The organism is Lactobacillus agrestimuris (assembly GCF_943193025.1).
GTDB lineage: Bacteria > Bacillota > Bacilli > Lactobacillales > Lactobacillaceae > Lactobacillus > Lactobacillus agrestimuris.
The window spans coordinates 19,819-31,900 of the sequence record NZ_CALPCQ010000008.1; the positions used below are offsets into that span (position 1 = coordinate 19,819).

The 12,082-nt window shown below is 34.6% G+C and carries 13 protein-coding genes and 1 other annotated feature; of the genes, 2 read left to right on the forward strand and 11 right to left on the reverse strand.

Translation table 11 applies throughout. The features are described 5' to 3' along the window. Nucleotides 1–4: 4 nt before the first annotated feature. From pheT to NFR82_RS03605, 4 genes are all read right to left on the reverse strand, one after another. Nucleotides 5–2,419, reverse strand: a complete 2,415-nt coding sequence (gene pheT, locus NFR82_RS03590; RefSeq protein ID WP_251716909.1) for a phenylalanine--tRNA ligase subunit beta — start codon at nucleotides 2,417–2,419, stop codon at nucleotides 5–7. Next, nucleotides 2,419–3,468: a phenylalanine--tRNA ligase subunit alpha gene (gene pheS, locus NFR82_RS03595; protein ID WP_251716911.1), complete on the reverse strand. Its 1,050-nt coding sequence runs from the start codon at nucleotides 3,466–3,468 to the stop codon at nucleotides 2,419–2,421. Before pheS ends, pheT begins: the two co-directional genes overlap by 1 nt. A 35-nt stretch (nucleotides 3,469–3,503) precedes the next feature. After that, nucleotides 3,504–3,709 (reverse strand) — a binding site (T-box leader). A gap of 42 nt (nucleotides 3,710–3,751) precedes the next feature. Continuing rightward, nucleotides 3,752–4,105: a winged helix-turn-helix transcriptional regulator gene (locus NFR82_RS03600; RefSeq protein ID WP_251716912.1), complete on the reverse strand. Its 354-nt coding sequence runs from the start codon at nucleotides 4,103–4,105 to the stop codon at nucleotides 3,752–3,754. A gap of 78 nt (nucleotides 4,106–4,183) precedes the next feature. Beyond that, entirely contained in the window at nucleotides 4,184–4,951 is a 768-nt protein-coding gene (locus NFR82_RS03605; RefSeq protein ID WP_251716914.1) for a TrmH family RNA methyltransferase, read from the reverse strand. Nucleotides 4,952–5,060: 109 nt separating this feature from the next. On the opposite strand from NFR82_RS03605, the gene NFR82_RS03610 reads away from it, so the two are divergent. Both NFR82_RS03610 and yidC read left to right on the forward strand, forming a co-directional pair. Further along, a complete protein-coding gene (locus tag NFR82_RS03610; protein ID WP_251716916.1) occupies nucleotides 5,061–5,336 on the forward strand; it encodes an acylphosphatase in 276 nt (91 codons plus the stop codon). 30 nt (nucleotides 5,337–5,366) lie between these two features. Further along, on the forward strand, nucleotides 5,367–6,335 hold the full coding sequence (yidC, locus tag NFR82_RS03615) for a membrane protein insertase YidC (RefSeq protein WP_251716918.1): 969 nt from the start codon (nucleotides 5,367–5,369) through the stop codon (nucleotides 6,333–6,335). A 43-nt stretch (nucleotides 6,336–6,378) separates the two neighbouring features. On the opposite strand, the gene NFR82_RS03620 is transcribed toward yidC, so the two are convergent. The 7 genes from NFR82_RS03620 to NFR82_RS03650 all read right to left on the reverse strand — a co-directional run bounded on the left by NFR82_RS03620 (nucleotide 6,379) and on the right by NFR82_RS03650 (nucleotide 12,074). Next, on the reverse strand, nucleotides 6,379–7,944 hold the full coding sequence (locus NFR82_RS03620; protein ID WP_251716920.1) for a HAMP domain-containing sensor histidine kinase: 1,566 nt from the start codon (nucleotides 7,942–7,944) through the stop codon (nucleotides 6,379–6,381). Then, on the reverse strand, nucleotides 7,925–8,638 hold the full coding sequence (locus NFR82_RS03625) for a response regulator transcription factor (RefSeq protein WP_251716922.1): 714 nt from the start codon (nucleotides 8,636–8,638) through the stop codon (nucleotides 7,925–7,927). Before NFR82_RS03625 ends, NFR82_RS03620 begins: the two co-directional genes overlap by 20 nt. A gap of 143 nt (nucleotides 8,639–8,781) precedes the next feature. Continuing rightward, nucleotides 8,782–9,333 (reverse strand): DUF177 domain-containing protein, encoded by a 552-nt coding sequence (locus tag NFR82_RS03630; protein ID WP_251716923.1) that lies wholly within the window; start codon nucleotides 9,331–9,333, stop codon nucleotides 8,782–8,784. A 2-nt stretch (nucleotides 9,334–9,335) separates the two neighbouring features. After that, the gene (locus NFR82_RS03635) at nucleotides 9,336–10,487 is read right to left on the reverse strand and encodes a nucleotidyltransferase (RefSeq protein WP_251716925.1); all 1,152 of its coding nucleotides are present in this window, start codon (nucleotides 10,485–10,487) and stop codon (nucleotides 9,336–9,338) included. A gap of 2 nt (nucleotides 10,488–10,489) precedes the next feature. Then, the gene (gene rsfS / locus NFR82_RS03640) at nucleotides 10,490–10,837 is read right to left on the reverse strand and encodes a ribosome silencing factor (protein ID WP_251716935.1); all 348 of its coding nucleotides are present in this window, start codon (nucleotides 10,835–10,837) and stop codon (nucleotides 10,490–10,492) included. A 12-nt stretch (nucleotides 10,838–10,849) separates the two neighbouring features. After that, complete coding sequence (yqeK, locus tag NFR82_RS03645; protein ID WP_251716936.1) at nucleotides 10,850–11,443, reverse strand: bis(5'-nucleosyl)-tetraphosphatase (symmetrical) YqeK; 594 nt, start codon at nucleotides 11,441–11,443, stop codon at nucleotides 10,850–10,852. Further along, nucleotides 11,436–12,074, reverse strand: a complete 639-nt coding sequence (locus tag NFR82_RS03650; RefSeq protein ID WP_251716977.1) for a nicotinate-nucleotide adenylyltransferase — start codon at nucleotides 12,072–12,074, stop codon at nucleotides 11,436–11,438. Before NFR82_RS03650 ends, yqeK begins: the two co-directional genes overlap by 8 nt. Between the last annotated feature and the right edge of the window lie 8 nt (nucleotides 12,075–12,082).

The following is a 12,082-nucleotide window of genomic DNA, read 5'->3' on the forward strand; positions in this document are numbered from 1 at the left end:
ACTATTAACGAATTTTTGCTTCTAAATCTTCTTGAAGTGCTTCTGTAACCTTTTCCATTGCTTTATTAACAACGTCATCAGTCAAAGTATCATTTTCATTCAAGAATACCAAATTGTAAGCAAGACTCTTCTTACCCTCTTCAATATGACTACCTGAATATACATCAATTACATGTAAATCGTTCAAATATTTACCCGCATTTGACTTAATAACATTTTCAACTTCTTGGTTTGTAACATCAGATTTTACTAAAATTGATAAGTCACGTTCAATTGATGGGAACTTAGGTGCAGCCTTAGCAGTCATACCCTTTTGAAGGTGTTCATCAAGCACATCAAGATCTAATTCATAGCCGTACAATTCTGCACCGCGTAAAGCTTTTTCTGCTAAAGTTACTGCATGAGCAATCATACCGATCATACCAATATATTCATTGTCAAGATACATAGCTGCAGTTCTTGTTGGGTGCATTCCATCAATTTCAGTAGCACGATATTCTACATCTTCTGGATTAATTCCAACCGCAGTAAATAAGTTTTCAAGTTGACCTTTAACAAAGTAGAAATCAATCTTTTGAGTTAAATGTTGCCAATTATCTGAGAATGTATTACCCGCATATAAAGTAGCTAAATGTTCATGTTCATTGAAATTGCCACCATCATGATCATATACGCGACCCTGTTCATAAAGTGCCAATTGTTTTTGTTTACGAGCCATATTATAACTAGCTGCATCAACAAGTCCAGTCATTAAGTTTTGACGCATAGCACTACGTGAAGAATTAAGTGGCCATTGAACTTCAACTAAAGCCTTTGGATTCAAAGTATAGCGAACAGCTTTTTCTGGAGAGGTTAATGAATAGGAAATTGCTTCCATCATTCCTTGACCTTCAACAATATTCTTAATACGGCGCATCTTCATTTCATCTTCTGAATATCCACCTTGAGTTGTTGGCAAAACTGGTTGAGTTGACTTCAAATTATCATAACCGTAAATTCTACCAACTTCTTCAACTAAGTCAGCTGGAATTTCAATATCCCATCTTCTATTTGGAACAGTAACAGTTAAGTCATCACCATTTACTTCTGTTTCAAAGTTTAAACGATCAAAAATCTTAACCACTTCATCACTAGATAATTCAGTACCAAGAACCTTATTAATGTATGAAATAGTTGTCTTAACTACAGCTGGTTTTCTATCTTTATCAGTTGCTTTAATTTCACCTTCATTGATATTACCGTTAGCATCATTTCTAAGTAAAATTGCTGCCATATCAAGGGCCTTTTGAGTATTATCCCAGTTAACGCCTTTTTCAAAACGACTTGAAGCTTCGGTACGGTTAGCATGACGCAGGGCTGATTTACGAACTAAAGTACCATCAAAAATAGCAGATTCAAGAATTACATCAGTAGTATCATCTTCAACTTCAGAATTCTTTCCACCCATGACACCAGCCATCATCACTGGAGTCTTGCCATCAGTAATTACAATATCATTAGGATCAAGTTCTACTTCTTTATCGTTTAATAAAGTAAGCTTTTCGCCTTGATTTGCTTTTCTAACTTCAAGTTTACCATCAGCAAAAGCTCTTGCATCGTAAGCATGCATTGGTTGACCAGTTAAAAGCATTACATAATTAGTTGCGTCAACAACATTATTAATTGGACGAATTCCGGCATTCCAAAGACGAGTTTGCAACCAAAGTGGACTTTCAGCGATCTTAACTCCCGAAACCTTTCTCAAGTAAAACTTAGGGGCTAATTTTTCGTCAACCTTAGCTTCAAAATCATTAGTCCATTCAGGGCCATCAGCCTTAAGTACAACTTCTTCAATCTTTGGTTTTTGATCTACAATTGCACCTACTTCGTAAGCTGCACCTTCCATTGATAAGGTGTCAGCACGATTTGGAGTAATATCAAAATCAAGAATGTAGTCATCCATGCCAAGAGCTTCATAAACATCTTGACCAGGTTTTACATCAGCATCTTCAGGGAAAACAAAGATTCCATCAACGTATTTTTGAGGAACAACACTATCTGAGAATCCAATTTCTTGCATTCCACAAATCATACCAAAAGATTGGATACCGCGAATTTTACCCTTCTTAATCTTTTCATTTCCAGCAATTCTTGCACCATGAAGGGCAACAATTACATCTTGTCCTGCGGCAACATTAGGAGCACCACAAACAATTTGTAATGGTTCATCTTCGCCAACATCAACATGGGTTAGATGAAGGTGAGTTCCTTCAATATCTTCACAGTCAACAACGTGACCAACTACAATTTTCTTTAAACCTTCTTCTGGATGAATAACAGATTCAATTTCTACACCTGTACGAGTAATCTTTTCTGCTAAATCTTTTGGATCTTCATCAATATTAAGAAAATCTTTTAACCAATTGTATGAAACTAGCATTAATCTTCCTCCTTACGGAATTGTTCTAAGAAACGAACATCATTTGTGTAAAAATCACGAATATCAGTTACACCATATTTAAGAATAGCGAAACGATCAAGTCCTAAACCAAATGCGAAACCACCATAGACATTGCTATCAACTCCAGCATTTTCAAGAACATTAGGGTGAACCATACCGGCACCTAAAACTTCAATCCAGCCAGTATATTTACAGATTGCGCATCCCTTACCATTACATTTGAAACAAGAAACGTCCATTTCAACAGATGGTTCGGTAAATGGGAAATAACTTGGACGAAGTCTAATTTCACGATCTTGACCAAAGACATGCTTAGCAATTAATTCCAAAGTTCCCTTTAAATCACTCATAGTAATATTTTTATCAATTACTAAACCTTCCATTTGCATGAATTGGTGAGAGTGAGTAGCATCGTCATCATCACGACGGTATACCTTACCAGGACCCACCATCTTAAGTGGACCCTTTGAAAAATCATGTTTTTCAAGGACACGGGCCTGATCACCAGAAGTTTGACTTCTTAAAAGGTTTTCGTCATCAATATAGAATGTAGCCTGCATATCACGAGCTGGGTGATCCTTTGGCAAGTTCATCATTTCGAAAACATAGTGATCTGTTTCAACTTCTGGACCTTGAACAACCTTATAACCCATACCAATGAAGAAGTTCTCTAAATCATCTAAAATAATATTAATCGGATGCTTAGAACCTAAATGGCCTTTACGACCTGGAAGAGTGACATCAATTCGTTCTTCTTCCATCTTTTTTGCAATAACCTTTGCAAGGATTTCGTCCTTAGCAGCATTTAAATGACTATTGAAAAGATCACGAATTTCGTTAACTTTTTGCCCAACTTCACGACGTTGTTCTGGAGCAACTTCTTTCATTGAGTGCAAAATGTTAGTAAGTTCACTTTTTTTACCAACAAGTTCTACTCGAACTTCATTTAATTTCTTCTCATCAGAAGCCTTTTTGATTTCATCAAGCCCATTTTGACGGAGCTCTTTTAATTTATCAAACAAGTCCATATTTCTTTCCTTTCAAACAAAAAAGCTTCATCCCCAAAAGGGACGAAGCTTCGCGGTACCACCCTAGTTTGGACGCACTGCATCCACACTTAAGTTTTCGATAACGGTGAAATACCGGAACTGATTAGATTCTACTCCCAAGATGAAATTCACAATCTATGTAACATTCTTTCTTTCAGCTAGTAAAAAGAACTCTCTTTTGAAACATTTAATTGTTACTAGTCTTGATCTTAGTAATTTATAAATAGAATAAGCCTTTTTATTTTAACTTGCAAGGTCTTTTTTAAACCCACTTATCTGCCCAACTATGAACGCTGTCAAAAACTGGCTTTAAATCAGCGCCTTTTTTAGTTAAACCATAAGAAATAATCCCAGTTTCTTTATTAACAGAACGCTTAACAATATCTTCATTCTCAAGTTCTTTTAAACGTTCAACAAGGACACGATCAGAGCATGCAGTAATGCAGCGAGCCAAATCCTTAAATCTCATATCCTCAGTATCACATAATGAGCTAATAATTAAACCATTCCACTTTTTACCAATAATTTGAAAAGCACTTATAAAGTGACCACAAAGTTCATAATTTTCAGGCTTTTTACAGCCTTCTTTCTGTTTATCTTTTACAGCTTGAGTCATTATAGATCCCCTCACAACTTTAAATTATTATTTTATGTAACTTTATTATATGCAAATCACTTACTTAATACAAGTGTTTTATAAAAAGTGATATATCATAATACCTGCGGCAACTGCAGCATTCAATGATTCGGCTTGTCCAATAATTGGAATATACAATTTTTCATTACTTAAATTAGCAATAAACTCACTTACACCATGGGCTTCATTTCCAATAACTAAGCCAAGTTGAGGAACAAGATCAAATTCATTTAATTTTTTGGCATTTTTATCTAGCATACTTGCGTAAACTGGAATATCAACAGATTCAAATTGATTAATGGCATCAACTAAATCATGAACAATCAGATCAATATGGAACTGACTTCCTTGCATTGCGCGCTGAGTTTTTGGATTATATAAATCAACACTTTCTGGTGATAAAATAACGCCATCAAAGCCGGCCGCATCTGCAGTTCTAATAATAGTCCCTACATTACCTGGATCTGCTAAATTATCGAGCAAAACCCATTTTCCATAGTTAAAATTAAATTCTCGAGGTTGCGCAATTTTTAAAATCATATAAATATTTTGCGGGTTTTTAGTTGAACTAAGATGACGTGAAATTGCCTTATTGATCATAATGACATTTTTTTGATCTAAATCAACATTGTAGCTTGTTTCAGCTTCAGCAAGAGCTTCATCTGTTCCAAGTAGATATTGAAATTTTCGCCCTGATTTTAAGGCTTCTTCAACCAAATGAAATCCTTCGATGATATATAAGCCTGTTTCTTCACGATATTTTTTCTTATTTAGCTTACTCAAATCTTTAATTAGTTTATTATTTACTGAAGTAATTTGTTGCATGTAAATTCCTCTTTTCATTGATTCTATTTTAAATGAGATTAAGTAAAATTAACATGGTAAAATCAAAGTTAGACTAAAGCCATTAATATTAAAGAGAAAGGTCTTTATCATGAAAACATGGAAAATAATTGTTTCAGGTCGAGTTCAAGGCGTGGGATTTCGCTGGAGTGTTATGAATTATGCTCAATCACTTGGACTAAACGGAACTGTTAAAAACAATCCTGATATGACAGTCACAATCATGCTTCAAGCAAGCAAACAAGAAGCTACACACTTTTTAAAAGAATTGCCTGATCATCTATCTCCATTTGCTCATATTGAAAATTTCGATATAGAAATGCTCCCAGAGGTAGATAAAATGCATGGTTTTCATGTATTATATTAAATTAGAAACTATCAAATATTGGGTGATTTAATGAAAAAATATAGAAAATACTTTGCTTTACTAACTCTAGTTGCCCTTGTGGCAATTACATTAACTGGTTGTTCAGGCGGGGATGTTAATTCAAGCACCCCTCCTCATGGTGGGCTTTATGGCTGGATTTTCCAGTGGATTGGTTTACCTCTTCAAAACGTTATGCTTCACACCGCTCACGCAATCGGTGGTGCTAACGGTGCAGGTTGGGGAATTGTGATCATTACTTTAGTAATTAGATTAATTCTTTTACCTCTAATGCTCATGCAACAAAAAAAGAGCGTTACCCAGCAAGAAAAAATGTCTCGCCTTCAACCTCAAATGAAATTAATTCAAGAAGGTATGCGTCATAAACCAATTACACCAGAACAACAAATGCAGCTCTCAACTTGGCAACGTGAACTTTATTCTAAAAATAATGTCTCATTAACTGGTGGAATTGGATGTTTACCACTTCTTATCCAAATGCCAATCATGATTGGTATTTACCAAGCAGTTGCTTTCTCAAGCGTTTTGAAACACGCCACATTCTTTGGAATTTCATTGAGTAGCAAGTCATTGATTTTGGCAATTATCGCCACTGTCTTTGCCGTTATTCAAGGATATTTATCATTAATTGGTGTTGCCCCAGAGCAAAAGAAGACTATGCAATCAATGATGTTCATGAATCCAATTATGACATTATTCTTTAGTCTTTCATTCTCAGGTGCCTTAGCATTATACTGGGCTGCTGGTAACTTCGTGATGATTATTCAGCAATTAATTGTTACATTTATTATTACTCCAAGAGAAAAGGCAAGAATTGATAAAGAATTAAAAGACAATCCAACTGTTGAAGTTGTAACTAAAGAAGACATTGATAATTTATTTAATGCGAATGTTTCTGCAAAAGAAAACTCAGAAGAAAAGACTTTGCATGATAATCTTCGAAACCGCAACAAAGGTAAGCAACAAAGAAAAAATAAATAGTAAATTTAATCAAAAAAGAGAATTGGCCAAGCCAATTCTCTTTTTATTTATCTTCATTTTGATTGCTTTTTTCTTCTAGGCGTTTAATATCTTGAGCAGATAAAACTGGAAAGACAATATTAAATTGACTACCCTGTCCTACTACTGAGTCAACGCTAATTTCTCCATGATAGCTTTCAACCAACTTTTGAGCAATTGATAATCCCAAACCGTTACCACCCTTTTCACGTGTTCTTGCCTTATCAACACGGTAGAAACGATTAAAGATTTTATCTTGGTCTTCTTTTGAAATACCCTCACCAAAGTCCTGAACAATAATATGAATTTTATCTTCAGTAACTCCAGCCGAAACATTAATTTGTTTACGATCTGTTGAATATTTAATTCCATTATCGATCAAAATCACTAAAATCTGTTCTAAGTGACCTTGGTAAATTTGAATTTTTGTATCTGCTGGTAAATCATCGATATCAAGCTGAATATTGAAATCAGGATGGACCATTGCCATATCACTAGTTACACGTTTTAGTACATCATTAACATTTGTTATTGCATTAGGATATTGCACATTGATCTGTTCAGCCCTAGTTAAATCGAGCATTTCTTGAATTAAGTGCTTCATCCTATCAGCTTCTTGTAAAGATGCTTTAATTGATTCTTCCAAAATCTCAGGATCTTCTTTACCCCATCTTTCAAGCATATTTAAATGCCCCTCAATCACAGCTACTGGGGTTCTCAATTCGTGCGACACATCACTTACAAATTCTTTTTGTTGATCAATATATCGCTGCATTCGATCTAGCATCTGATTAAATGAATTTACTAAATCACCTAACTCATCGTTTCGGTGATAATCGGTAATTCTTACAGTACTGTTAGGATCTTCATTAACTTCTCTAGCAACTTTAGAAATTTCTTTAATCGGTTTAACGACATCCCTAACAATTAGGAATGAGATAAGCGTAAAGACAATTATTGCAACAGCCGATATCATTAGCATCCAACGCAATAGATACTTCATGATATGGTTGTAATAAGTCATACTATTAGTTACTACAATATATCCGGTAACCTTTTTTGTCTTATTCGAAACTATTTTATGATACGTATTCAAAACAGTTCCATGTTTCGTTATCGATTTTTCTACTTTTGTCTTTCCTTGGAAAGGATGGAAAGTCGGAGCTGTGTCACCATTTGAGAAAACTATCTCATTATGTTTATTATAAACAGCAACGTTAATATCTGGATTAGAAATTGATGAAATCAAATCATCACTAAAAGCGCTCCCCGACGAAACACTATCATCCTTAATATTAGGACCACCATTTAAAATTCTTCTGGTGCTGGGCGACAAAGCAGGAACCACATTAGAAATTTCTAACTCTCCTGAAATCGGACTCAACTGTTGATCTAAAGTTTGAATAACTCGGTTAGAAACTTCTTCTTGTTGAGTCAATGTCTGTTGGCTAACAGTTGAATAAATAATTACTGAAAATACAACAAAAGAGACTACGATCGTCAACGCAAGGACACTTACCCAGCGCCAAATAAGCGATGAACGTTTAGTCTCTTTTTTTGTTTTTTTTAGATTATCTGTCATCATCTTCATCTCTTACCATGTACCCAGTTCCACGAACTGTTTTGATATATGAAGGTTGCCCTGAAGCATCGATTTTATTACGTAAGTAACGAACATAAACTTCTACAACGTTAGTTTCGATATTTGATTCGGGTCCCCAAATTTTATTTAAAAGCTGATCGCGACTAACAACATTATTCTTATTTTCGATTAAAGTCATTAATAAGTTATATTCACGCTTAGTTAAATCAATTGCCTTACCATCACCGCGATGAACAATACGATTAGCTGTTTCAATTGTTAAATCTTTAAACTTAACAATTTGTTGTTTAGATACTGTAGTATTTTGAGCATCCTTTTCAATCTTTACACGACGAAGTACAGCACGTAAACGAGCTAATAATTCTTCAATGGCAAATGGTTTTACAATATAGTCATCTGCACCATGATCCAGGCCTGATACACGGTCAATTACTGAATCACGCGCAGTCATCATAATAATTGGGGTTGTCTTAGTTTGACGAACTCTACGAGCAATTTCAAGACCATTTAAATCAGGTAACATTAAATCAAGCAAGATAGCATCAAAATTATCATTTAATGCATCATCTAAACCTTTACGTCCATTATTCTCAACTACTGTTTCATAGTTCTCGTGTTGTAATTCAAGCTGAACAAAACGAGCTAGATTTTTTTCATCTTCAATAATAAGAATTTTTGCCATTATTTTATTCTATCCTGTCCATATAATTTATAAATTTATCTTTTAATTAATAAATGTTTCATAATTAAAGGATACTTTAAAAAAGCTACAAACACAAGATAAAAAGTAACCAACTTTTTAAAAATTGATTACTTCATAACTCATTATTTATCTTTGTCTTGATCTGGGAATAAGTCCTTTAACTTTTCAAAAGCAGGATTAATTTGATTCTTCTTTCCTTCATCAAACGCAGCTTGAGAAATAACTTCCCAACCATTTCCTTCTGGATAAATATTATCTTTTGATTCTTTCTCAGTCAAAATTGTAGCTGGTATGTTAAGTAAAATATTATCTTCTACTGCTGTTTGTAAATCAATTGTATCGTTTTCAACTTTTACAATTGGATCAGGATTTTCTTCCAGCTCATCTTTCGAAGGAGTATCCCTAGAATAATTTTCAGTAAAAGTAAATTCTTCATGATAAGGTACTGGTTTTAAACTTCTACTTGAAGGAACAACTAGGTCTGCACTAACTTGAAAATTACCAGTCACATACGGTTCATCGTAAAATAGGTCACCTGTTACGTGAATATTTTTAACCTCAAATAATAAATTCTTTGCTCGTTCAAGAAATTCTGGTCTTACTTCAACTTCTTGATCAATGTGAGTTAGTGGCATACCACTATTTTTAATTCTTGAAAAATTAAGTGAAAGCATATTTACACCTCGATTGGTCGGCGACCAAAATTTTGGTCAACCTGCATTATTTGTTCAAAAAGGCGATCTAATCGAACTTGCAAATTCATAGATCCATCCTTCGAATTTTTCTTATCAACTTTTGACACGATATCAAGAGCAAATTCACTCCGATTATCTTTTAAATATTGACGGCCAATTTTACTAAAGCCTAAAAGCATTAATGATTCATGGTTAAAGCTTGCTAACATATCGTCTTGTGTCACATTAAGTAATGTATATAAACATAAACGACGCAAGCGAGCATAAGTATATCTTTTTGATTTAATATGACGCAAAAATTCAGCAAAGTCCTTACTCAAATGAATTTCTTGTTTCATTTTATATTCAAGACCTTCGCTCATTTGGTAAATTTTTCTAAGATCCGCTACTGAAGTTGATTCAATTTTATATTTTAAAAATGGATATAAGAGATTCCAATTCGGATAAATTGTTTGCTTTGCAAGCTGCTTGGCCTCTTCTTTTGGAAGCCATTCTTTAAGTTGATCTGTATCTTCACCATGTAAAAGTAAATTTCGAATCGCGCTTGCACTTTGAACAGTACCATTGCGCTTTAACAAATCATCGTGTTTAACGCCAATTCGATTAACTGGATGAAGTGACATTGGGGAATTCAAATTATAGTTAGCAACAGCATAAGCTAAGCCCAAAATTGAATTTGGCTCATTAACTTCATAACCTACTTCTCTTGAAACCATTTGGTTATATTGAGTTGAGTAAGTTTGACTATAATCTTTAAAATCCATCTTACTACGTGGAATTTCAGCGATTTGCTTTCCCAAATATTCAAAGTTTAAATTAGCATCTTCTGCTCCGAAGACTAAACTTTTAACACCTAATTCATTTAAAACATTAATACTTCCCAAGGCAAATAAATCTGCTGATTGTACAGCAGTAGAAAATGGTAATTCAAATACTAAATCAGCTCCAGATTGAAGAGCCGCCTTTGCCCTGGCCCATTTATCCATAATCGCCATTTCACCACGTTGAACATAATTACCAGACATAACCACAATAATTGGATCATTTCCAGCAATTAGACGCGCCTGATTCAAAAGAAATTCATGACCACTATGAAAGGGATTGTATTCAGCTATAATCCCAACAACACTCATAATTAGTCTTCCTTAATTTCTAATTGTTTACCGTTAGCCCAAAGCTTTTCAAGATTATAGAATTCACGGGCATCCTTGGTGAAAATGTTTACTACAACGTCACCTAAATCGATTAAAAGCCAATTTGAATCACGAGTACCTTCAATACGGTAATCCGTGTACTTGTTTTCATGAGCTTCTTCAACAATTGAATTAGCGATCGCATGAAGTTGACGGTTTGAACCTGCACTAGTTACAACATAGTAGTCAGCTAAAATACTGATACCTTCCATGTCATATGCTTCAGTATCTTCTCCGTGACGGTCACTAATTGCTTTAAGGGTAAAATCTAAAACTTCTTTACTACTCAATATTTTTCTCCTTTATTTTACACTCCACACGTTATAAGCCAAAAGCGTGCGTGGATAAATCTTATTTCTCTTACTAATTAAAAATTCTAAGGTATGAGCAAGTTGATAGCCTACACCTGCATCCAAATTATCATAAGTAATCTTGCGAGCTTCTTCAACGCCAGGAAAGTCTCTTCCCGGTTCAATAAAATCGGCCATAAATACAATTTTATCAAGTGTAGTCATTTCCACGTCGGCCGTTGTATGACGCCATACAGCTTGTAAAATTTCTGGATCAGTGATCTTTAAATCTCGCTTAATAAAATATGTACCAACAATACCATGCCAAATTGCCCGATTCCAATTTAGTAAATCAGGATCAAATCCCTGTGTCTTAATAGCTTCAATATATTCTTCAACTGGAACTTGTTTAGCATAATCATGAACAAACCCAGCAAGAGCGGCCTTATCTTCATCATAATTATTTAGCTTGGCTAACTTACGTGAAGTTTCACTAACTCTTACACAATGCTGGAATCTTTTATCATCCATGTTAGCTCTTTCTTTAGCAATAATTTCATCACTTGATAATGGTGAATAAGTCTCCTTAAAAAACAACTTAGTCACGATAAAGCCCCTTTTCTTCAATATATTGTCTTACTGATTCTGGAACTAAGTAGCGAATTGATGTACCGGTTGCGACTGATCGACGGATAGCCGTTGAAGAAAGCCGAATATCAGGTGCATCTACCCATATCATTGGATACTGCGGATCTTGAGGATAACCAGGGCGACGGATACCTACCAAAGTTACCATCTTTGCAAGTTCTGATGCCTCTTTCCAGGTATGAAAGCTGTTAACCTGATCACTGCCCATAATCAAATAATAATTATTTTGAGGGGCTTTTTCCTTTAAATAGCGTATTGTATCAACAGTATATGAAACTCCTCCACGGAACAGTTCAAGTAACTTAACGCGGAATTTAGGATTATCGCGTGTTGCCAAATCAAGCATAGTTGCTCTATCTTTGGCTGAAGTCAAAGGAGCATTTTTATGAGGTGGAATATTATCTGGAATGAACCATACTTCATCAAGTCGAAGTTTAGTCATTGCTTGTTCAGCTGCAACTAAGTGAGCAATATGTACCGGATTAAAGGTCCCACCCATTATACCAATTTGACGTCCCTTATCATCTGCTTGTAAATCAAGTTCTACTTTTGCTTCTGGAATTTTTTCAATACACTTAGCATCCATGATCTCACTCC